This is a genomic window from Candidatus Sulfotelmatobacter sp., from assembly GCA_035504415.1.
Classification (GTDB): Bacteria; Vulcanimicrobiota; Vulcanimicrobiia; order Vulcanimicrobiales; family Vulcanimicrobiaceae; genus Vulcanimicrobium.
Genome location: DATJRY010000021.1, coordinates 378,358 through 399,904, shown reverse-complemented (window position 1 = coordinate 399,904; position 21,547 = coordinate 378,358). Strand labels below are relative to the sequence as shown.

The 21,547-nt window shown below is 68.6% G+C and carries 22 protein-coding genes, 1 tRNA gene and 1 riboswitch; of the genes, 13 read left to right on the top strand and 10 right to left on the bottom strand.

Annotated features, from left to right (window positions below):
* Positions 1–565: 565 nt before the first annotated feature.
* The gene (locus VMD91_19755) at positions 566–1,795 is read right to left on the bottom strand and encodes an AAA family ATPase (protein ID HTW86317.1); all 1,230 of its coding nucleotides are present in this window, start codon (positions 1,793–1,795) and stop codon (positions 566–568) included.
* Positions 1,796–1,853: 58 nt separating this feature from the next.
* Positions 1,854–1,965: riboswitch (TPP riboswitch) on the top strand.
* Between VMD91_19755 and thiC the strand changes: the two genes are divergently transcribed.
* The 3 genes from thiC to VMD91_19740 all read left to right on the top strand — a co-directional run bounded on the left by thiC (position 1,959) and on the right by VMD91_19740 (position 6,780).
* Positions 1,959–3,680, top strand: a complete 1,722-nt coding sequence (gene thiC, locus VMD91_19750; GenBank protein HTW86316.1) for a phosphomethylpyrimidine synthase ThiC — start codon at positions 1,959–1,961, stop codon at positions 3,678–3,680. (Overlaps the previous riboswitch by 7 nt.)
* Positions 3,681–3,819: 139 nt before the next feature.
* The gene (locus VMD91_19745) at positions 3,820–4,971 is read left to right on the top strand and encodes a hypothetical protein (protein HTW86315.1); all 1,152 of its coding nucleotides are present in this window, start codon (positions 3,820–3,822) and stop codon (positions 4,969–4,971) included.
* 84 nt (positions 4,972–5,055) lie between these two features.
* Positions 5,056–6,780 carry a hypothetical protein gene (locus VMD91_19740; protein HTW86314.1) on the top strand — a complete coding sequence of 575 codons (1,725 nt, stop codon included), beginning with the start codon at positions 5,056–5,058 and terminating at the stop codon, positions 6,778–6,780.
* A 20-nt stretch (positions 6,781–6,800) separates the two neighbouring features.
* On the opposite strand, the gene VMD91_19735 is transcribed toward VMD91_19740, so the two are convergent.
* The 3 genes from VMD91_19735 to VMD91_19725 all read right to left on the bottom strand — a co-directional run bounded on the left by VMD91_19735 (position 6,801) and on the right by VMD91_19725 (position 9,049).
* On the bottom strand, positions 6,801–7,544 hold the full coding sequence (locus tag VMD91_19735) for a transglycosylase SLT domain-containing protein (protein HTW86313.1): 744 nt from the start codon (positions 7,542–7,544) through the stop codon (positions 6,801–6,803).
* A gap of 133 nt (positions 7,545–7,677) precedes the next feature.
* Positions 7,678–8,151, bottom strand: a complete 474-nt coding sequence (locus tag VMD91_19730) for a cupin domain-containing protein (GenBank protein ID HTW86312.1) — start codon at positions 8,149–8,151, stop codon at positions 7,678–7,680.
* A gap of 286 nt (positions 8,152–8,437) precedes the next feature.
* Entirely contained in the window at positions 8,438–9,049 is a 612-nt protein-coding gene (locus VMD91_19725; protein ID HTW86311.1) for an NAD(P)-dependent oxidoreductase, read from the bottom strand.
* A gap of 83 nt (positions 9,050–9,132) precedes the next feature.
* On the opposite strand from VMD91_19725, the gene VMD91_19720 reads away from it, so the two are divergent.
* On the top strand, positions 9,133–10,266 hold the full coding sequence (locus VMD91_19720) for an epoxide hydrolase (GenBank protein HTW86310.1): 1,134 nt from the start codon (positions 9,133–9,135) through the stop codon (positions 10,264–10,266).
* Positions 10,263–10,553 carry a hypothetical protein gene (locus VMD91_19715; GenBank protein HTW86309.1) on the top strand — a complete coding sequence of 97 codons (291 nt, stop codon included), beginning with the start codon at positions 10,263–10,265 and terminating at the stop codon, positions 10,551–10,553. The genes VMD91_19720 and VMD91_19715 overlap by 4 nt, the downstream gene beginning before the upstream one ends.
* On the opposite strand, the gene VMD91_19710 is transcribed toward VMD91_19715, so the two are convergent.
* Positions 10,550–11,299, bottom strand: a complete 750-nt coding sequence (locus VMD91_19710; GenBank protein ID HTW86308.1) for a glucose 1-dehydrogenase — start codon at positions 11,297–11,299, stop codon at positions 10,550–10,552. The two genes, VMD91_19715 and VMD91_19710, sit on opposite strands and share 4 nt — an antisense overlap.
* A 135-nt stretch (positions 11,300–11,434) precedes the next feature.
* Between VMD91_19710 and VMD91_19705 the strand changes: the two genes are divergently transcribed.
* The 4 genes from VMD91_19705 (at position 11,435) to modA (ending at position 14,008) form a co-directional block, all read left to right on the top strand.
* On the top strand, positions 11,435–11,926 hold the full coding sequence (locus VMD91_19705) for a MarR family transcriptional regulator (GenBank protein HTW86307.1): 492 nt from the start codon (positions 11,435–11,437) through the stop codon (positions 11,924–11,926).
* 4 nt (positions 11,927–11,930) lie between these two features.
* Positions 11,931–12,527 (top strand): 2OG-Fe(II) oxygenase, encoded by a 597-nt coding sequence (locus tag VMD91_19700; protein ID HTW86306.1) that lies wholly within the window; start codon positions 11,931–11,933, stop codon positions 12,525–12,527.
* On the top strand, positions 12,514–13,155 hold the full coding sequence (locus VMD91_19695) for a TMEM175 family protein (protein HTW86305.1): 642 nt from the start codon (positions 12,514–12,516) through the stop codon (positions 13,153–13,155). Before VMD91_19700 ends, VMD91_19695 begins: the two co-directional genes overlap by 14 nt.
* Positions 13,156–13,288: 133 nt before the next feature.
* A complete protein-coding gene (modA, locus tag VMD91_19690) occupies positions 13,289–14,008 on the top strand; it encodes a molybdate ABC transporter substrate-binding protein (GenBank protein HTW86304.1) in 720 nt (239 codons plus the stop codon).
* Here modA and VMD91_19685 read toward each other — a convergent pair.
* Together VMD91_19685 and VMD91_19680 are read right to left on the bottom strand one after the other, a co-directional pair.
* Positions 13,974–14,519 (bottom strand): methylated-DNA--[protein]-cysteine S-methyltransferase, encoded by a 546-nt coding sequence (locus VMD91_19685; GenBank protein ID HTW86303.1) that lies wholly within the window; start codon positions 14,517–14,519, stop codon positions 13,974–13,976. The two genes, modA and VMD91_19685, sit on opposite strands and share 35 nt — an antisense overlap.
* Complete coding sequence (locus VMD91_19680) at positions 14,500–15,993, bottom strand: AlkA N-terminal domain-containing protein (GenBank protein HTW86302.1); 1,494 nt, start codon at positions 15,991–15,993, stop codon at positions 14,500–14,502. The genes VMD91_19685 and VMD91_19680 overlap by 20 nt, the downstream gene beginning before the upstream one ends.
* A 146-nt stretch (positions 15,994–16,139) precedes the next feature.
* Here VMD91_19680 and VMD91_19675 point away from each other — a divergent pair, with 146 nt between their 5' ends.
* The gene (locus tag VMD91_19675; protein HTW86301.1) at positions 16,140–16,577 is read left to right on the top strand and encodes a nuclear transport factor 2 family protein; all 438 of its coding nucleotides are present in this window, start codon (positions 16,140–16,142) and stop codon (positions 16,575–16,577) included.
* A 70-nt stretch (positions 16,578–16,647) separates the two neighbouring features.
* On the opposite strand, the gene VMD91_19670 is transcribed toward VMD91_19675, so the two are convergent.
* Positions 16,648–17,073, bottom strand: a complete 426-nt coding sequence (locus tag VMD91_19670) for a DUF6582 domain-containing protein (GenBank protein ID HTW86300.1) — start codon at positions 17,071–17,073, stop codon at positions 16,648–16,650.
* A 111-nt stretch (positions 17,074–17,184) separates the two neighbouring features.
* Positions 17,185–17,260 (bottom strand) — tRNA-Ala (locus VMD91_19665).
* A 122-nt stretch (positions 17,261–17,382) separates the two neighbouring features.
* On the opposite strand from VMD91_19665, the gene VMD91_19660 reads away from it, so the two are divergent.
* The 3 genes from VMD91_19660 to VMD91_19650 are packed head-to-tail and all read left to right on the top strand — an operon-like array spanning position 17,383 to position 19,846.
* On the top strand, positions 17,383–18,252 hold the full coding sequence (locus VMD91_19660; protein ID HTW86299.1) for a metal ABC transporter substrate-binding protein: 870 nt from the start codon (positions 17,383–17,385) through the stop codon (positions 18,250–18,252).
* On the top strand, positions 18,249–18,995 hold the full coding sequence (locus tag VMD91_19655) for a metal ABC transporter ATP-binding protein (protein HTW86298.1): 747 nt from the start codon (positions 18,249–18,251) through the stop codon (positions 18,993–18,995). Before VMD91_19660 ends, VMD91_19655 begins: the two co-directional genes overlap by 4 nt.
* Entirely contained in the window at positions 18,992–19,846 is an 855-nt protein-coding gene (locus tag VMD91_19650; GenBank protein HTW86297.1) for a metal ABC transporter permease, read from the top strand. Before VMD91_19655 ends, VMD91_19650 begins: the two co-directional genes overlap by 4 nt.
* On the opposite strand, the gene VMD91_19645 is transcribed toward VMD91_19650, so the two are convergent.
* Positions 19,791–21,530, bottom strand: coding sequence for a protease pro-enzyme activation domain-containing protein (locus VMD91_19645; GenBank protein HTW86296.1), 1,740 nt, complete (start codon positions 21,528–21,530; stop codon positions 19,791–19,793). The genes VMD91_19650 and VMD91_19645 overlap by 56 nt on opposite strands.
* Positions 21,531–21,547 lie beyond the last annotated feature (17 nt).

Genomic DNA, 21,547 nt, shown 5'->3' with positions numbered 1-21,547 from the left:
GTCATGCACTTCCGGAGGCTCGGCGAAATTAGCGCGGCTTGCCCGGGGCGCCAATTTCTCTGCACATAGTCGATTATCCAAGGCGTATAGTCAGGACCGGTTTGTAGCAAACTCGTAGGAGGAGGCGTCAGTGCTTCTCGCACAGAGCGCCTTCTCGATCTTCTCGCTGCGTTCACTAGCGCTAATTTGGCGTCTCTTAGTTCTTCCGGACGGGGCGGAAGGGCTGATTGACTGACATGCAACTCCTGCGCGAGCGTTTCCGCGTCCGAGAGGAGCCACGCCTCAACTTCGCGCACCGCGAACCGACAGGTAAAATGCGCTGAGCGTGCCGGCACTCCCCATCTGCCTAGCAAATCGCTCGGGCACGGGTCCGAATCTAGATCGGCGAGCACGAACCATTTCTGCTCCTGGACCGCGGACCCGGCATACCCGCGCACCTTTGACGCGATGTTCGCGCGACCGTTCTTGATCAGGATCTGGTCGATTAACACGTTTGTGTGTCGTGCAACGCGCTCTGCTACGGCCGCATCTACCCGGCCTTCAACCACCGCGAATAACATCGCGTTTATTCGAGAGGAGCAAATAGTGACAGTTGATCCAGTTTCGGTGGCTTTACGAGCGGCCGCAGAGCCTCTGCCAGCGTGTCGCCGGCTTGGAGAACGGCGCGAACCTTGTCGACTGTCGCACCCGACACAATTGTAGATCCATCGGGTGTCGGCCTGATGAGGAGGACTTCATCTGCTCCAATCCCCGAGTCTATAAACATTTCGTCAGCGTGCGTCGAGAGAAGAACTTGCCTGCCGCTGCGCTGCTGCATCCGATAGATAAAGCTCGGAATTTGGCGAACGATCGCCTCGTTCAACGATAATTCGGGCTCTTCTAGTAGAAGCGGGCCGCGGACATCAAGAATCGCCCAGAGCAGCCCAATCAGCCTCAACGTCCCATCAGAAAACTGGTCTTCGCGCTGCCAGGCTCCTTGGGGGCGCCAGTGCGCATATTTTCCGATAAGGTGTGGCTTGCCGCTCGCTTTATCGCGTTCAAGTTTAAGGTCAGCAAGCTGAGGCACGGCGATCTTGAGAGCATCCGTGATGCGCTTCAGCCGCGTTTCCTGTTCACGCTTGGGGGTTCGGGCGATCGTCTCAAGAAAGTCGCCGCCGTACGGGTCGTCCAATCTCCCAACCGAGCGATCGGGGTCCCGAACTAGCTGTGGGACAATGTGCAAGTATCGGATCGATTGAAAAAGGTCCGCAATTGGACGGAATTCCACATTCGCGGCAATTTGCTCTAGAGCTGTTTGCCTTAGCCGAATTCGGTCGATCTTATCTGAATCATCGGGACGGTCTAGTACTAGTTCACCATCTCGCCACGCGCGCTCCATTTTTACCACGGGTACTGCTCGCGCCGCCCGACTCGACAAGTTAAACACCAACTCGTATTGCCACCGACGAGGATCCTCATCGGTGCCCAGCGTTGTTCGCAGAACAATGTCGGAGTTTTGTCGCGCCAATAAACTTCTGAGCCGCGAAATGCCCCCGCGTTGACTGATCGCAGCCTGAAGGCCTCCGCCGACGCTCACGATCTCGTTCAGGAATCTGAAGGCGTCCAGGAAGTTGGATTTCCCCGATGCATTGGGGCCAACGATAAAAGCGCGGCGTGAAAGATCGACTGCGGCGCGTTGAAAATTACGCCAGTTCTCCAGCTCTATTCGTGTGAGCCGCAGAACCTGGCCCGCAGCTCTTCGGCCCGAGCGCTCACTAGTCGACGGGACGCTAACCATCGGGACAATATTGGCCACCCAATCTCAAGCTCCGCCCTGCCTTTCTTGACATACGAATGGGCTAAGCATAACCTGAGAGGCACGCTACGGGAGTCCGAAAGGCCGGACTGAGAGGGCGCGCGCCAGGCCGCCGACCGTTACCACCTGATCCGGGTCATACCGGCGAAGAGGAGTGCTGCTCATGGCGACCATGCTGCCCCCGTCCAACGACGTGCTCTCCCGCGAGCCGTTCCCGAACTCGCGCAAAGGCTACGCGCAGGGGAGCGATCCGTCGATCCAGGTGCCGTTCCGGGCCATCACGCTGACCGACGGCACGATTCACACCGTGCACGACACCTCGGGGCCGTTCACCGATCCCGACGTCGGCATCGACGTGCGGGCCGGCATCGCCCCGATCCGCGAGCCGTGGATCGCACGCCGCGACGACACCGACGTGCTCGCCAAGGCTTCCTCGATCTATCGGCTGGGCCGCGAGGCGATGCCCGAGCTGGACGCGATCCGCTTCCCCTCGCCGCGGCCGATCCGCCGCGCGCGCAACGGCGGCAACGTCTCGCAGATGCACTACGCGCGGCGCGGTGAGATCACGCCGGAGATGGAGTTCGTCGCCATCCGCGAGGGCGTCGAGCCCGAGCTGGTGCGCAGCGAGATCGCGCGCGGCCGCGCCGTGCTGCCGGCCAACGTCAATCACCTCGAGCTCGAGCCGACGATCATCGGCCGCAACTTCCTGGTCAAGATCAACGCCAACATCGGCAACAGCGCGATCAGCTCGTCGATCGAAGAAGAGGTCGAGAAGATGGTGTGGGCGAGCCGCTGGGGCGCCGACACCGTCATGGACCTCTCGACCGGCAAGAACATCCACGAGACGCGCGAGTGGATCGTACGCAACAGCCCGGTCCCGATCGGCACGGTGCCGATCTATCAGGCGCTCGAGAAAGTCGGCGGCAAGGCCGAGGAGCTGACCTGGGAGATCTATCGCGACACGCTGATCGAGCAGGCGGAACAGGGCGTCGACTACTTCACCGTGCACGCGGGCGTGCTGCTGCGCTACGTGCCGCTGACGGCCGACCGCATCACCGGCATCGTCTCGCGCGGCGGCTCGATCCTGGCCAAGTGGTGCCTCGCGCACCATCAGGAGAACTTCCTCTACACGCACTTCGACGAGATCTGCGAGATCATGAAGGCGTACGACGTGACGTTCTCGCTGGGCGACGGGTTGCGGCCCGGCTGCACCGCCGACGCCAACGACGCCGCGCAGTTCGGCGAGCTCGACACGCTCGGCGAGCTCACGCAGATCGCTTGGAAGCACGACGTGCAGGTGATGATCGAAGGCCCCGGCCACGTGCCGATGCACCTGATCAAAGAGAACATGGATCGCCAGCTGGCCGTCTGCCACGAGGCGCCGTTCTACACGCTCGGCCCGCTCGTCACCGACATCGCGCCCGGCTACGACCACATCACCAGCGGCATCGGCGCCGCGATGATCGGTTGGATGGGAACCGCGATGCTGTGCTACGTCACGCCGAAAGAGCACCTGGGCCTGCCCGACAAGGACGACGTCAAGACCGGCGTCATCACCTACAAGCTCGCGGCGCACGCCGCGGACGTCGCCAAGGGACATCCGGGCGCGCGCCATCGCGACGACGTGCTCTCCAAGGCGCGCTTCGAGTTCCGCTGGGAGGATCAGTTCAACCTGAGCCTCGATCCCGACACGGCGCGCTCGATGCACGACGAGACGCTGCCCGCACCGGGTGCGAAGGTCGCGCACTTCTGCTCGATGTGCGGACCGCACTTCTGCTCGATGAAGATCACCCAAGACGTGCGCGAGTACGCCGCGTCGGGGATGGCGGAGAAGTCCGCCGAGTTCTTGGCCAAGGGCGCCGAGGTCTACGTCGAGCAGCCGTAGTCCGCAGCGCCTACGAGGAGACGTCCCACGTGCTGCGTTCCTCGCCAAGGGAGGCGAGGAAGATATTTGACGTTTCTCGCCGCGTGATGCGGCGCATTGCATAGGAGAGACGGGCGGCGCGGGGCGAACCTCCGGCGTCGTGCGTATGTGGCCGCGCGGCTTCGTCTTGCTCATCCTGGTCGGTGCCGGACTGGCCGCATGCTCGGGCTCGTTCGGCTCGACCGGCACCATGCCGCAGACGCTCTCGTCGCCGAACTTCGGCGTCAACCCGACGCCCGCGCCGAGCCCCTCGTCCGCCAGCGCGGTCCTCACCTACGGCGACCGGGCCGACTTCCAGGAACTGCCGAGCTTGGACGGCTTCAGCGGAGCGATCGCGTTCCCGACCGCCGGCCCCGCCACGCCCGCGCCGAGCAAGGGAAAGAACCCCACGCCGGCCCCCTCGCCCACCGCCGTCGAGATCGCGATCGGCGTGACGCTTTCGATCCACAAGCCCGAAGACGGCCCGGATCTCAACCTCAAGAGCGGCAAGGGCAAGCACCGCAAGGGACGCGAGCACCCGGCCCGCCCGCTGGCGTACATCGAGCTGCTGCCCACGCACGACGCGACGCTGAGCAGCTATCCGCGCATCGCGATCGACATCCCGCGCGACATCGTGACGGAGTACCGCGACGGCGAGTTCGGGATGGCGCTCTGGAACTCGGGTGAGAAAGACAGCGTCTACCGGCTCGCGGTCGAGAAGGTCGACACCACGGCGACGCCGCCGCCGGCGGCCGTGGCGAAGCATCCGGCCGCTGCCGGCAGCCCGGCGGCGGGCGCAACCCCCTCGCCGAGCCCGACGCCCTCCGGTGTGCCGCAGTCGAGCCTGTTCACGCCGACACCCACCCCGACGCCGACCCGCATGCCCAACGGGCAGTTCCCGACCAACCCGCCGGGCGGGGTGAACGTCGCCCACGGCCCGCAGCCCTCGGCTGCGCCGACCCTGCCCCCGCAGCGCATCCTGTTCGTCGGCACGGCCCAGGTCCTCAAGCTGCTGGCCAACCGGCCCGCGATCTTCGCGATCTACGCGTTGCCGGAGCCCGCCGAGTCGCCGACCCCGGCGCCCTCCGGGAAGCCTGGCGCGGCGGCGGTTCGCGCCGGCTCGCCGGAACCCGGCGCCAGCGGTGCGACGAAGATCGAGGCGAGCGCGCCGCCGCAGACGCTCACCGCGACCTCCGCGCCGCAGACGCTGACGGCGACCGCCGTTCCACAAGGCACGCTGACCTCGGCGCCGGCACCGGCGAAGTCGCCCTAGGCGCCTTGCGCCGCTTCGGCGGGCGGCGGTAGAATCGAGGCCCGGCCGCGAGGCCGGCACTCGTCGCTGCCTGAGGTGTGGTGCATGTCGAGTCCAAGATCCACGGCCGCGTCCGCTCGTGACGTCGCGCCGCGCGAAGTCGTCGCCGCGCAACCGGCGACGCTCAACGTCCTGCTCTATCCGGAGCAGTTGCCCGGTGCGAGCTATCCGGAGCAGACGAACCCGCGCTACTCCGCGGCGTCGGGGAAGTGGGGCGCGTGCTTCTCGGGCGGTGGTCCGCGTTCGTGCGCAGCGTCGCTCGGCCAGATGCGCGGTCTCGCCGCGGCCGGCGTGCTGCCGTTCATCGGCGCGATCTCGTGCGTCTCGGGCGGCACGTGGTTTGGTTCCGCGTTCACCTACGCGCGCGGCTCGAGCGTCACGGAGCTGCTCGGCGCGTACCTCGAGCCGCAGCAGATCACGCTCGACGACATCGCGTCGGTGGCACCGGCGTGCCTCGGAGCCGGGTTGCTCAACCTGAGCAACGCGCAGCTCGCGCTGTTCGCGGCGATCGAGCTGGCGTGGGGAACGCCGCACGACAAGCTGTGGTCGCGGCTGATCAACGATACGCTGTTGCTGCCGTTCGGCATCGCGTCGACGAGCCAATATCTCTCGCTCGACGGCACGACGGTCGCGGCGATCGTCGCGCGCAACCGGTCGCTTTCGAGCGCCGACTTCCTGGTGCAGAACGCGGATCGTCCGTTCTTCATCGCCGGCGGCACCTACATCACGCAGAGCCCCGTGCTCTCGCCGAGCGGTGACTTGGCACCGCGGCCGGGCACCGTCAGCGCGCTGGAGCGGGTGAGCGCGGACATCGCCAACCTGCCGGGCCAGCAGTACGGCCCCTTCGAGTATACCGCGGCGTACGCCGGCGAGCCGCAGCTCACGCTGGGTCAGAGCGGTCCGTTCGGCGGCGGCTTCGTCGAGAACGTCGGGTTCGCGCAACAAGCGCCGAGCGCGCCGCCGGTGAACGACGTCGTTACGGTCGGAACCTCGGCGTACCGGTTCTTGCTCTCCGACGTCGCCGGCAGCAGCAGCTCGGCGTTCGCATCGGCCGTCGTCGAGATCGGCATCCCTTCGGTGGCGCCGCAGTTCAACTACTTCGCGCCGCAGTCCGCCGGGACGACGCCCGGACGAAGCGTGACGATCGGCGACGGCGGGATCCTCGAGAACGTCGGGATCGTGCCGCTCTTGCGGCGCGGCTACCGTGTCGTGTTCGCGTTCGTCAACTCGCCGTATCCGATCGGATCGCCGGACGACGGGTGTGTCGACGGGATCGACGGACAGATCAGCCGCCTGTTCGGACACATCCCGAAGAGCGACTTCGGGAACAGCCAGAACACGCAGATCTTCCCGACCGCGCAGTGGCCCGCGCTGGTCAAGGGACTCAAAGCGGCGCGCGCCGCGGGCGGCACGACGGTGTTCGCCGATCGCTACCGGATCGAACAGCCCAACCCGTTCGCCATCCCGCCGTACCCCGACGCCGAGCCGGTGCAGGTCTTCTGGCTCTACAACGATCTCAACCAGCGGTGGTTCGACGCGTTACCGCAACCGGTGCGCGATTTGATCGGCGATCGGAACCTGTACTATCCGCTCTGGAATCTGCCGCACTTCTGGACGGTCTTCCAAAACCCGACCGAGCTGCTGTGGTACTCGCCCCAGCAGATCAACTTGCTCGCGCACATGTGGGCCTACGCGGTGAAGACCGGGTTCACGACGAGCGGTGCGCCGTTCGGGTTCCCGCTCGCGAGCGAAGCGACCGCGCCGATCTGAACGATCGGCGCGGCGCCGCGTCAGTTCGTCGCGCTGGTCGTCGCCGAGGGGGCGACGGGTGCCGTCGTGGTCGCGGGGACGGTGCTCGTCGCCGACGCGCCGTTGGTGGCCGCGTCGGTGCTCGCGGCCGGCGCCGTCGTGGTCGGGTTGACCGCCGCGGGGACGACCGGCGGCACGATCGTGTCGCGGCCGCTGATCCATTCGCGCTCGTCGGGCGGCGCGACGCGGCGGACCGCGACGGCGGCCGGTCCCGGCGCGAACGCCCGGCCGACCTTGCCGCGCAGGATGTTCCACATGTGCAGCACGCGGGTCACGTAGGTCTGCGTCTCCGCGTAGGGCGGGATCCCGTGATACTTCTGGACGGCCTTCGGGCCGGCGTTGTAGCCGGCGATCGCCAGCGACATCGCGTTCTTGTGGCCGGCGAACGTCGCCACCAGCGACTTGAGGTAGCTCGCGGTGCCGCGCAGGTTGTCGTACGGGCTCCACGCGTTCACGCCGAGCAGCGCCGCGGTGTGCGGCATCAGCTGGCCGAGGCCACGAGCGCCCACGCGCGAGATCGCGTTGGCTTCCCAGTGGGACTCGACGGTGACGATCGACATGATGAAGCGGGGATCGAGGTGCGTGCGGGTGGCGTCCTTGACGATGGAGCGCGCGTAGGCACGGGCCTGGCCGACGGGGAGATGCGGATTGATGGAGCGGAGGACGGCGGCGTAGCTGGCCTCGACCGGCGGAACCGGGCGAGCAGCGGCGGGAAGGGCGGACAAACTAGCGGCGCCAAAGACGAAGAGCGCCGCTGCATGACGCAGCGTTAGGAAGCGGAGCATGTGGGTATACGGGTTCCGAAGGTGCGCCCTAGCACCCTTCCGCTGCGGGAAGGGCCCGGCTGCGCCTTTTTGGTTAAATGTCCGTGTGAGCCCGGCGGTGGATGTCGTCGATCCAGTGCACGGTTTCCGGCTTTTCGACCACCGGGATGTCGAGGTTGACGACCACCGGCTCCTGGCCGCTGCGAACGAGCACGCACTCGAGCGGCTCGCCGGCGGAAGCGTTGATCTCCTGATGCGGCACGTAGGGCGGCACGAAGATGAAGTCGCCCGGGCCGGCCTCGGCGGTGAACTCCAGCGCCTCGCCCCAGCGCATCCGGGCCTTCCCGCGTACGACGTAGATGACGCTCTCGAGCGCCCCGTGGTGGTGGGCGCCGGTCTTGGCGTCCGGCTCGATGACGACGGTCCCGGCCCAGAGCTTCTCGGCCCCGGCGGTGGCCCGGGTGATGGCGGCCGCCCGGTTCATCCCCTGCGTCTGGGGGGTGTTGGGGTCGAGGTCGCAGCCCGCGACGACCCGCACCCCGTCGAACTTCCAGCGCTCATCGGCCATCGCGGACCCCTTCGCCCGCCGGGCCGCCGACCCCGGTCCGCCGTCTAACTAGATTTTTAATTGACAGCCGACGGGCGCGGTGCTATCGTGACGGCAGCGGATCACTTACGAAAATAGTTGACCCGCCAGCTCGCCCGCTAAGGAGAGACCTCCCGATGTTCCGCAGCTTCCTCGCCTCCGCCACCATCGTGGCGATCCTCGTGCTGGGTGCCGACCTCGTCACGACCGCCGCCAGCGCGACGCACACCGCGCAGACCGTCCTGGCCGCCCTGTAAGTGGTTGGCGCTCAGTATCCGACGGTGAAGCGCGCGCGTTCGTGCGCGGGATGCTCGATCTCGTCGAGCATCGCGATCGCGTAGTCCTCCATCGAGATCGCGCTCTTCCCGTCGGGACCCGTCAACAACATCTCGTCACCGGTGCGAAAGTGCCCGGTGCGCTCGCCCGGCGCGAAGAACGCCGACGGCGAGAGAAACGTCCATACCAGCTCCGGCTCAGCGCGCAACATGCGCAAGAACTGCCGCCCCGCGTTCGCCTCGGGCTTGTACGCTTCCGGAAAATCCGGTTGATCGCCCAGCTCTTTTCCCGGCGCGACCAGTAAGCTGCTGGCACCGCCGACGACCAGGTAGCGCGGAACACCCGACGCCTTGACGGCTGCGATCAGCGCCGCGGGGTCGGTGTCGACGAATCGCACCGCGCTGACGACGACGTCGTGACCGGCGAGCACCTTCGCCAGCGCGGCGGGATCCTTGACGTCGCCGGCGCGCGCCACCAGGTGCGGTCGCGGCGCGACCTTGTCGACGTCGCGAACGATCGCGGTGACCTGGTGTCCGCGCGCGAGCGCTTCGTCGACGATCCGCGAGCCCACGCGTCCGCTGGCTCCAATGACGGCGATCTTCATCGTGTCCGTCAACACCGCGCGCCGGAGAAACGCTGCGGGAGGAAACGGGCGCCGCGACGGGCCAGATCAACGGCGAGGACGCGATGACCGTCACGCCGTTTCGGATCGAGATCACGGACGCCGACGTTGCCGACCTGCACGCGCGGCTCGATCGAACGCGCTGGCCGCACGAAGACGAGGGCTTGCCCGATTGGACCCGCGGCACCGATCCCGTCTACCTGCGCAAGCTGGTGACGTATTGGCGCGAGCGCTACGATTGGCGCGCGCACGAAGCGCGGCTGAACGCGTTGCCGCAGTTCGTCGCCGACCTCGATGGGACGCGCATCCACTTCGTGCACGTGCGCTCGCCGCGCCGGCCGGCGATCCCGCTGGTGCTCACGCACGGCTGGCCCGGTTCGTTCGTCGAGTTCCTCGAGGTGATCGAGCTGCTCGGCAACGGCGACGGTCCGGCGTTCGACCTGGTCGTCCCCTCGCTGCCCGGCTACGCGTTCTCGGCGCGCCGCGGTACGACGCCGAATCGCGAAGTGGCCCGGCTGTGGTTGGCGTTGATGACCGCGCTCGGTTACGAGCGCTTCGGGCTGCAAGGCGGCGACGTCGGCGCCGGCGTCTCCTCGCTGGTGGCGCGGTTGGCGCCCGAGCGCGTGATCGGCGTGCACCTCAACTTCGTGGGCAGCTCGTACCGGCCGTGGCTCGGCGAAGGCAGCGCGCCGCTGGACGCGGAGGAGCGCGCGGCGCTCGCCGGTTTCACCGCGTGGGCGGAAGCGCGCGGCGCCTATGGGCACCTGCACCGGACGACGCCGCGCACGCCGGCCAGCGCGCTCAACGACTCACCGGCCGGCCTGGCGTCGTGGATCGTCGAGAAGTTCTACTACTGGAGCGATCGCAGCGACGCCGCCGAGCCGCCGTTCTCGCCCGATCTGTTGCTCACCAACGTCTCGCTGTACTGGTTCACCGGCGCGATCGGCAGCTCGATGGCGATCTACTACGACAACGCCCACGATCCGATGGCGCTGGCGCGCGAGGAGCGCATCGCGCCACCGCTGGCGTACGCCGCGTTTCCCCACGAGATCTGGAATCCGCCCGCGGCATGGCTGCGGCGGGGCTTCAACCTGCAACGCTACACGCGCATGCCGCGCGGCGGCCACTTCGCCGCGCTCGAGGCACCGGCGGAGCTGGCGGACGACGTTCGCACGTTCTTCGAAGAGAGGTCGTCATGAGTGCATCGGTCGAGTCCTTTCCGTTCGACGAGGTCGACGAGATCGTGCCCGGTCGCATCTGCCAGGTCGCCGTCGGCGGGCGCGTCATCCGGCTCTACGTCTGCCGGCGCATCGTCGGCGACCACACGGTCGAGTGGTCGAGCCGTTTCGACGAGCTCGTGCGCATGGGCGGCGCGGAGGTCTGGAGCCGCTTGCGCGACGCGCCGCATGCGCAGCCCTGCCGCGACGAGGTCAGCTGCTTCTCGCGCGGCATCATGTGGCTGGCGAACTACCTCGGCGTCGCTTAGTGAAGACCGCCCGACGCGCTCACGCGCTCACCGGTCAGCCAGCCCGCGTCGTCGGAGGCTAGGAACACCACGACCGGCGCGATGTCGTCGGGCTTCGCGATGCGTCCGAGCGGCGTCTGCGCGACCATCGCCTTCTCGAAGTCGCTGCCGATGACGCCGGCGGCCTGCGAGCCTTCGGTGTCGACCGGGCCCGGCGCGACGGTGTTGACGCGAATCTTGCGCGGCCCCAGCTCGGCGGCCAGCGAACGCGTCACCGCGTCAAGCGCGGCCTTCGTCGCTGAGTAGACGGACGCGCCCGGCATGTGTGCCGTGCTCGCGACCGAGCTGATGTTGACGATGCTGCCGCCCGCGGCGGGAAACGTCTTGGCCGCTTCGCGGCTGACCAACAGCGTGCCGAGCACGTTGGTGTCGAACTCGCGGCGGAACTCGTCCTCGGTGACCTGCTCGATCGGATCGAAGCGGTACACGCCCGCGTTGTTGACGACGATGCTCGGCGGCCCCAGCTCCTTGGCCGTCTCGGCGAACAGCCGCTCGACGTCGGCGCCCTTCGCGACGTCGCCCTGGACGGCGAGGGCGCGGCCGCCGGCCTCGCGGATCGCGGTCACGACGCGCTCGGCGCCGGCCCGGTCGGACGAATAGTTCACGGCGACGGCCGCGCCGGCGCTGGCGAGACCGCGCGCGATCCCGGCGCCGATGCCCTTGGAGCCGCCGGTGACGATGGCCACCTTCCCGGTCAAGCTGTTCATCGGGCGGCTCCGGCGCAGTTCTGTTCGAAGCGAGAAATCTTCATATCAAAATACTATGCCCGAGGTCGTGCTGAGTCAAGTATTTCGATATAAAGATTCTTGACGGACAAGTTCTTCCGTGGTAGGCTGAGGGCGGTGAAACAGGACTTCATCGGCCGAACGCTCGCCCAGCTGCCGGACAAGCGAGAGGACGACGACGTCGTGCAAGTCGCGAGCCGGCTCTATCGGGTACTTTCTTTCCTCGACCGGCGGCTGGCCGACGTGTTCGGCAAGCTGGGACTCAAGCACGGCGAGGTCGACGTGCTCAATTCGCTGGCCTTGGGCGGCGAGGAGCCGAAGAATCCCGGCACCGTCGCCGCATCGCTCATCTGCTCGTCGGGCGCGATGACCAACCGGCTCGATCGCCTCGAGCGTGCCGGCTACATCGAGCGCCAGCACGGCACCGCCGACCGCCGTTCGGTGCTGCTCTCGATCACGCCCGAAGGACGGCGCGCGGTGCAGCGCGCGAACGCCGCGCGCGACGCGGTCGCCGACCAGATCGTCCCCGGCCTCACCGCCGCGGAACGCAAACAGCTCACGGGCCTCTTGCGCAAGATGCTGATCGCGTTCGAGAACGACGAGAGCTGAACGCTTGGAGCTGACCAGCGCGCGGGCGGCCGAGCTGGTCCCGCGCACCGCGAGCGCCCCCGTCGAGATCGCGCCGGGCGTCTACGTGTTGCGCGCCTTCGCGCCGGTCGAAGCGGCGGCGGCGGTGATGATCGCGGCCGATTCGCCGTGTTGGGTGCCGGCCGGCATCAACGAGAACCTCGCGGTCGACGCGTCGATCCGCGAGGCGGAGTTCTTGCCCGAGGAGCTGCATCGTCCGCACGCCGGCGCGTATCGCGATCGACTCGCCGTCGTCACCGCACGACTTGCGGCCAAGGTAGCGCCCGGGTCGGTGCTGACCGAATGCCAACTGGTTCGCTATCACGTCGGCGGCAAGTACGTCGAGCACCGCGATCGGCCCGCGCCCGACGACCCGCGCCGGACGCTCTCGCTGGTGTGCTATCTCAACGACGATCTGGCGGGCGGCGCGACGGCGCTGCTCGACGCGGACGTGGTCGTGCAGCCCTCGCCCGGCGTCGCGATCGCCTTCTCGCCCTCGCTGCTGCACCGCGCCGAGCCGGTCGCGCGCGGCACGAAGTACGTCATCACCGCTTGGTATGGGGTGCCCGATGGAAGAGAGTGAACGCACCGGCGCGTCCGAGGAGGCGCGCCGGATCCTCAGCCACTCACGGGTGGGGAGCTTCTCCGACGGCGTGTTCGCGGTGATCATCACGATCATGGTGTTGCAGCTGCGGTTGCCCGCGCACCCGACGTTCGCGGCGTTGTTCGACGAGTGGCCGACCGCGCTCAGCTACGTGGTGAGCTACCTGCTGATCGCGATCATGTGGATCAATCACCACTTCTTGTTGCGCTCGGCCGGCGCGACGACGGCGCGCCTGACGCTATGGATCTTCGCGCACATGTTCGCCGCCTCGCTGGTGCCGTTCGCGACGGCCTGGATGGCGGACACGCGCTTCGCACCCGTCCCGGTCTTCATCTATGCGGCCGGCATCCTGTTCGTCAACTTCACCTACCACGGTTTTGCCCACGAAGCGATCGGACGATCGTCGCAGAAGCCGGGTACGCTGGCGATGCGGCGCCGGGCGCTGGCGCGATCGTACGTCACGATCGCGCTGTTCACGCTCGCCATGATCCTCGCGCTGTTCGCGCCGCTGATCGCGTTCGCGCTCGTCACGTGCGTGCTGCTCACGTACGCGCGACCGCAGATTCCGGGGTTCTCGAGCCAGGCCGACGGCTTCTTGCAGCTGTGAGCCGGCTTTCACCATGAGCGAACGTCTGCTAAGTTTACGTTAGCTGAACGGAGCGGACGCTCGAATGGGCCGGCCGGATGGCCGACGATAGGCAGGTATGCAACGTACCGCGCTTGCCGTTCTGGCCTCCCTCATGATCGCGTTCGGGGCGATCGCCCCGGCCTCGGCCGACACCGACGTCGTCGCGCTGATCGCCGCCGTCGCCCACCCGGCGATGAACGACATCATCCCCGCCTTCGAGCGCTCGCACCCGGGGGTCAAGATCCAGGCCTCGTACGGCGGCGCGCAGGTGCTGGTCGCCCAGGTCCAGGCCGGCGCCCCGGTCGACCTGATCATGGTCGGCGAGACGGCGCTCTCGCCGATCGCGAGCAAGATCGGCTCGCCGGTCGGCGTGCTCGGCTACCACGAGGTCGTGCTGGTCCCCAAGGGTTCGAAGAAGATTCACGGCCTGCGCGACCTGGCCGACCCCGGCGTGCGCGTCGCGTTCGGCGTCGCCAACTCGCCGCCGGCGACCTACGCGCACGAAGTGCTCGCCAAGGCGTCCAAGGGCTACGGGTCGGACTTCGAGCGCAAGGTGATGGCCAACGTCGCGACGACCAAGCCGTCCTCGGCCGAGATCGCGGCCGCGGTCAAGAACGGTCTCGCCGACGCGGCGATCGGCTTCAGCTCCGACGTCACCGACGAGCTGGAAGCGATTCCGGTGCCGGCCGAGGACGACGTGTTCACCGTCAGCCGCGGCGCGGTCGTCAACGGCGCGGCGCACGCGGCCGCGGCGCAAGCGTTCCTCGACTACCTGCGCGGCAGCGAAGCCCAGGCCCTCATTCGCAAGCACCACCTCGATCCGCCGCGCTGATCAGTCCGAGCGCGCCGGCCTCGTGCTCGAGCAGCCAGCGCTTGCGGAATATTCCGCCCCCGTAGCCGGTCAGCGTGCCGTTCGCGCCGATGACGCGATGACACGGCACGACGATCCCGATCGGGTTCGCGCCGTTCGCCGCGCCGACGGCGCGACCGGCGGTCGGGCTCGCGAGCCGTTTCGCCAGCGCACCGTAGGTCGTGGTAGTGCCGACCGGAATGTCGCGTAGGGCGGCCCACACCGCGCGCTGGAAGTCCGTCCCGCCGGTCGCGACCGGCAGCGCGTCGAGCGCACCGATCTCGCCGGCGAAGTACGCGGTGAGCGCACGCGCGATCGCGGGTGGCGCGGCCCCGTCGGCGATCGCATAGGGACCGTTCTGCAGGCGCAGGAGATGCTCCATGCGCGCGACGTGATCGGTGAAGTCGAGCGCCCGCAAGACGCCGTCGGCGTCGGTGAGGAGTTGGATCTCGCCGATCGGCGAGGCCAGGCGATCACGCAGTAAGCGCAGCATCGGTCTCGCCCGCGGACGAGGCCGCAAGCGCCTCGGCCGTCCACAAGTGGAGCACGGCGTACGCGCGCCACGGTCGCCAGGCCTCGGCGCGCGCCAGCAGCTGCCGCGCCGTCGGGCGCACGCCGCCGACGGCGAGGATGCGCTGCAGCGCGACGTCGGCCGCCAAGAACGCGTCGTTCTCGCGCAGGGCGCGCATCGCGATGTACTGCGCGGTCCACTCGCCGATCCCCGGCGCCGCCCGCAACCGCGCGACCGCGTCCTCGAGGCTGCGCTGCGGCGTGAACAGATCGGGCTCGGCGAACGCCGTCGCGGCCAGGCCCGTCAGCGCGGCGGCTCGCGCGCGCGGAACGCCGATGGTCGCGCAACCGTCGGTGCCGAATCGTTCGGGCCCCGGGAAGGCGTGGGTCAGGCCCGGCAACGCCGTCGCGGCGTCGATCGGCCGGCCGAGCGCGTGAACGAGTCGGCGGGCGGCGTGCAGCGCGCCCGTGACGGTGATCTGCTGCCCGAGAATCGCGCGCACGGCGATCTCGAACCCGTCCCAACCGCCCGGCACCCGCAGGCCCGGACGCGCGGCGACGAACGGCGCCAGGACCGGGTCGCGCTCGAGCGTGCGTGCGATCGCGTGCGGATCGGCGCCGAGATCGAACAGGCGGCGCGTGCGCGCGATGATCTCCGGCAACGCTTGCAGGTGCGGAAAGCGCACCGTGACGCGCAGCGCGGCATCGCGCGGCTGGTGCGCGACCTCGATCGTGCCCAGCGCGCCGTCGATCTCGATGACGCGCCGGTACGTGTCGTCGGCGACGACTTCGACGCCCGGGATGGCGCGTGTCGCGAGAAAGCCGAGCAACGCCGGCCAGTCGTACGGCGGACGATAGCGTAACGAAAGGGTGATGCCGGAGCCGGGCGCGGCGGCGCTCGCGTGCCGGCGACGCAGCTCGCTGGGGCCGCGTCCGTAGAGGGCGTGGAACGTCTCGTTGAACCGGCGGACGCTGCCGAAACCGCTCGCGAGCGCGACCTGCGTCATCGACAGGTCCGTCTCGTGGATCAGCTGCTTGGCGAAGTGGACGCGCCGCGTCTGCGCGACCGCGATCGGCGTCGCGCCGAGGTGACGCTGGAAGAGCCGTCGCAGTTGCCGCTCGCCCATGCCGAGCCGGCTCGCGAGCGCGTCGACGCCGGCGTCGTCGAGCGCGCCGCCTTCGATCAGCGCGAGCGCCCGTTCCACGCTCGCCGAACCTTGCCAGCCGGTGAACGACGGCGAGCACTCGGGCCGGCAACGCAGGCACGGTCGGAAGCCCGCCGCCTGCGCGGCGGCGGCGGACGGCACGAACACGCAGTGGTGCAAGTGCGGCGGCCGCGCCGGACAGATCGAGCGGCAATAGACGCCCGTCGAGCGCACGCAGGTGAAGAAGACGCCGTCGTAGCGCGCGTCGCGGGCCAACAGTGCCTGATAACAGGCGGTGCGATCGAGGTCCATCGTGCTGACGATAATCCGGCCGCAACGGCCGGTCTGGCGGTTTTCGGACATGGTCACCGGACCCATCCCGGCCAGGCGACCACGGCCGAAAACCGCGAGCACCACGGGCGCCGGAGGTGCACGATGCCCTCCGTTGGAGGTGACTCGTGGAATCAGCCCAGACCCTGGCGCTCGTCAAAGAGGCGTTCGCCGCGATGGCAAGCCGCGACGAAGCGCGGATCGCGCGTTGTTTCGCGCCGGACGCCGAGTGGATCGCGCCGCCCGGCAACGCGACGGCGCGCGCGCTGGGCGCCGCAAGCGGCTTCGTCGGCGCCGCGCCGATCGCGCACTTCCTGGCCGTCGAGATGCACCGGCTGTTCGTCGACGTCGCCGTGTCGTTCCACGGCTGGCACGCCGACGGCGCGACGGCGGTCGTCGAGCTCCACTTGTCGTCACCGCTGCCGAACGGCGCACAGTACGAGAACGACTATTGTTTCGTGTTCACCTGCGCCGGCGGCCGCATCGTCCGCATGCGCGAGTTCATGGACACCCTCGCCGGAGAACGTCAGATCTTCGCCCACGGAGATCCGCTCGCGGCCAGATAGTACGCGACGAAGTCGCAGCTGTTGAATGCTTAGCCAGGAAACGCGATAACGATTGTGAGGCGTCGTGCCCTCACAGCTCTCCTCGTTCGCGTTTTGTCGCGACGGCTTCGCGTGCCGATTCGCGGCGCTGCTCGGCGGTCCGCCCGGTGTGCGGCGTGCTGCCGAGTTGATGCCAGTCCGTTTCCGTCATGTCGACGCCGTAGTATTCGGCGGCTTTCTTGATGTTGGCAAACGCCAACGCTCGGTCATCGTCGGAAACATCGATCGTTTGATCGAAGCGCGCGATCGCATTGCGCACGTGGCCGGCGTCGGTCAACGGTTCTTTGCGCTCCTTCGGAAAGGCGAAGACGCTGTCGGGCAGATCTCCGCGTCCCGTCAGCTCACCGTGCTTCTCATGCGGCTTCCAGGTCGTTTGTATGCCTCTCGACCTCCCATAGGCTCGACGGGCCGGCTGCGGCCATCCGTGCCGCCCTCGTACCCCAGGAGCGCGACGCATCTCGCTGCCTGACGGTTGATGTTGCGCCTCGCGGGGCTTGCGTTCCATTCCTTACGGCGCGCGGACGCAAAGAAAAAGCCCGCTCTCTGTACAAGGCGGGCTTTCTGGACGTGGTGGAGGTGAGGAGACTCGAACTCCTGACCCCTTACATGCGAAGCAAGTGCTCTACCAACTGAGCTACACCCCCACGGGCCGACGGGCGATTCTACCGTAGCCGGGTCCCCCCTGTCAAAGCCTTACGGAGGCGCTGGGGCGGTCCGGGTGGGTGGGCCGAAGGGACGACCTGGCGGCGCGCCGAGAGAGAGGGCGATGCCCCTTCGTCGCTACGCCGCGTTCCTCGCGCTGCTCCTCGTCGCGTGTTCGCACGGTGGCGGCCAGCGAGCGGCGGGGCCGCTGCGCATCGTGGCGACCACGCCCACGCTCGCCTCGCTGGCCCGCGGTGCGGCGGGGGATGGACCCTCGATCGTCTCGCTGGTTCCGATCGGCGCGTCTCCCGAAGACTACCAGCCGACGCCCCAGGACATCGCCGCCCTGCGCGACGCCGACGTCCTGGTGGAGAACGGGGCCAACCTGGAGGGTTGGCTGCAGGCGACGCTGACCAACGCCGGCGACCCGAACCTGCGCATCGTCGTGTGCACCGACGGCCTGCCGGTCGTCAACGGGAACCCGCACCTGTGGATGGACCCGGTCTACGCGCAGCACTACGTCGACAAGGTGCGCGACGCGCTGGTCTTGGCCGATCCCGCGCACGCCGCCGACTATCGCGCCAACGCGGCGGCGTACGACAAGCAGCTGGTCGCGCTGACGGCCCGCATCCGCGGCAAGATCGCGACCATCCCGCCGCGGCGCCGCGCGATGATCGTCTTCCACGACGCCTTCGACTATTACGCGCGGCGCTTCGGCTTACGGATCGTGGGCGCAATCGAACCCGTCGCCGGCGCCGAACCGAACCCGGCCCATATCGCGGACATCATCCGCGAGGCGCGCGCGATCCACGTCCCCGCCGTCTTCGCGGAACACGAATACAGCGACAAGCTGGCGCGGACGCTGGCGGCGAGTCTGGGCGGCGTCAAAATCGCCTTCCTCTACGACGACTCGCTGGGCGCGGAGCCCGCGGTGCAGACCTACATCGGCATGCTCGACGTCGACACCGATACGATCGTGCAAAGCCTGCGATGACCGACGGGGCCGGCATGGCGGTCTCCGTGCGCGGCCTGCGCGTGCGGTACGACAAGGTCACCGCGCTCGACGGCGTCGACTTCGATCTGCCGTACGCCACGGCGCTGGGCGTCGTCGGTCCGAACGGTTCGGGCAAGTCGACGTTGCTCAAGACGGTGGCCGGCCTCATCTTGCCGACCGAGGGCACGGTCTGGGTGGAAGGAAAGCCGCCACGCGCACTGCGGCCGGGGACGATCGGCTACGTACCGCAGATCGAAGACGTCGATTGGAACTTCCCGGTCAGCGTGCGCGACGTCGTCGGGATGGGGCGCTATCCACGGCTGCTGCCGTTTCAACCGTTCTCGGCGCACGACCGCGAGACGGTCGCGGAGGCGATCGACGCACTCGACCTCGGCCAGCTCGCCGACCGCCACATCAGCGAGCTCTCCGGCGGCCAGCAGCAACGCGTGTTCGTCGCGCGCGCGCTGGCGCAAGAGCCCGCGCTGCTGCTGCTCGACGAGCCGACGACCGGCGTCGACGCGGCCACCGAAGACGCGCTCTTGCCGCTCATCCGCGGTCTGGTCGCGAAGGGACTGCCGGTGCTGATGACCACGCACGACCTCGATCGTGCGCCGGAGTGGTTCGACCGGCTGCTGGTCGTTGACCGCAAGGTGCTGGCCGACGGCAAACCGGCCGACGTCCTCGCGTCGGGCGCGTACGCGGGCATTCGCGAGCACACGCACGTACACGGTCACCGGCGATGAGCGTCCTGAACGCGGTGCTGGCCCCGTTCCAGTACGACTTCATGCAGCGCGCGTTCATCGCGGCGCTGGTCGTCGGCGCGCTGTGCTCGACGCTGGGGACCTACGTCGTGCTGCGCAAGCTTTCGTTCATCGGCGACGGCCTCGCCCACGCCTCGTTCGCCGGCATCGTCATCGCCTATCTGCGCGGCGCCAACTACTGGGCCGGGGCGGCGGCGGCGACGATCATTACCGCCCTGGGCATCGGGTTCGTCCACCGCCGCGCGCGCGTCTCGCTCGACACGGCGATCGGCGTGCTGTTCACCGCCGCCTTCGCGGTCGGCATCTTCCTGATGTCGCGCTCGACCCGCGCGACGGTCGACCTCGAGAGCTACCTGTTCGGCAACATCCTGGGCGTCTCGCCGTACGATCTCGCCATGGTGCTGGGCCTGGGCCTGGCGACGGCGGTGATCGTCGGCGCCCTGTGGCGCCCGCTGCTCTACACCTCGTTCGACCCCATCGTCGCGCAGGCGGCCGGCATTCGCGAACGTTTCGTCGACGACGCGCTGCTGGTGATCCTGGCGCTGACCATCATCGTGTCGCTCGAGCTGGTCGGGATCGTGCTCGTCGCGGCGCTGCTGGTGACGCCGGCAGCGGCGGCCGCGCAGCTGACGCGGCGCTTCATCCCGATGATGCTGATCTCGTGCGCGTTCGGGATCACCTCGTGCGTCGGCGGCCTGTACGCCTCGTTCCAGCTCCACGCCGCCAGCGGCGCGACGATCGTGCTGCTGGCGACGGTGATCTTCTTTCTCGCGCTGATCAGCTCTTCAGCGCAGCGACGGCGGGTTTCTCGAGCAGCGAACCGATCCCGGTAACGGCGTCGAAGCCCTTGGTCACGGTGCAGCCGTCGGGCTGCAAGTCGCTGCAGCCGCGCACCAGCGGCGCCGGCGTGGGCACCAGGCCGACGTAGTCTTTCGGCAGCGGGACGCGGCGCGGGCGCAGCGTGTTGTCCTTCCAGCCGCGATCGTTCTCGCGCTGCACGTCGCGGAACGCCTCCGGTGCAGTCTTGGCGAGCACGTACAGGTCACCGACCGAGGCCAGGCGTTTCTGCGGCGGGACGAGGCTGTTGATCGCGGCCAGCGCCCCGCCGACGATCGCCGCGCTCTCGCTGGTGCCGCCGACGCCGCCGATCCCGTAGCCGTGCCAGAACACGCGCAAGTGTCCGGCCGCGTCGGCGGAGACGTCGGGGACGACGCGGTTCTTGACGTACTGCGGCGAGAACAGATAGTCGCCCGGCGCGTCTTGCCAGCGCGGGCGCGGCTCGTTCGAGATCCCGCCGCCGCCGGCGTGGTCGAGATCGTTCCACGGCGCCTCGTCGATCACGCCGTCGCGATCGCCCAGCTGCGTCCCGCCGGCGCAGATCACGTACGGCGAGACGCACGGCCAGATCACGCGCGGCTTCTCGATGCCGGGCTCGCGATAGCCGTACGCGCCGTCGTCGCCCGACGGCACGACGAGCGGGATGCCGCGCACGATCGCTTCGAGCTGCGGCAGCGGCGTGAGGCCGTAGCGATCGGCGATGGTCGTGTCGACCGGGCCGACCGCGAACGGGAAGACGATGACGGTCGGACTCTGGTCGAGCGCGCGCGCCAGCGCCAGCGTGCCGTCGTTGCCGCCCGAGCACGCGTCGTCGTAATCGACTTGCACCGCGGCGGCGGGCGCCATCGTCACCGCCGCGCCGACGTCGATGGCGGCTTCTTGCCCACGGTCGTCGCGGCCGCATTCGCCGGAGGCCGACTTGAACACGAAGCTGCGCTCGGTGACCAGCTCCGCCGACGCGCCGGCCGGGGCGCCGTCGGAGAACAGCAGCTTGTGGGCGTCGTTGAGGTCGACGCGGTCGGAGGCGTCTTCGACCAGCACGATGCGCTCGTTGACGCCGCCGTTCGGGACCGCTTGCATCAGGTCGCGAAAGCGCGACGGCTCGTACCAGTCGCCGCGGAAATAGGTGAACGACGGCCGCGTGTCGGCCAAGCGCGGGATGGTCGCGACGACCGCGCCGCGCACGTCGCGCGCGTTCGCGAACGGCACCGTCAGCGGGCCCGCCGGCGCCAGCACGACGTGCGTGCCGTCGGTGTAGCGCAGCCAGTGCGCGTGGAAGAAGCGCTCGGCTTGGTCGACGTGCAATAGGCCGCCCGCGACCAGCCCGTCTTCGGCGACGTAGATGTCGCTGGCGCCGGCGGTGTGCAGCATCCGTCCGAGCGCGCGCGTCTCGGGCAGCCGGCCGAAACGCGCGCTGAGGCCCTGGGCCGTGATGGTCTGGCGGTGCGCCGGGTCGGTGGGATCGCTCATCTTGGCCGCCAGCCCGTCGAGATCGCCGCGCGGCTGCAGCTCGATCGCGAGGTGCAAGAGCACTTGGGGGTCGGCGGGACCGGTTGCGTGCATCCCGAAGAACGCGCCCCGGGGAACGGTGACGGTCGAGCTCGCGGCGCCCGACGGACGCCACGCACCGGCGACGAGAGCCAGTGCCAGCACCGCACACCCGGCGATTCGGCGATCCATCAGTCGAGTCAACCGTG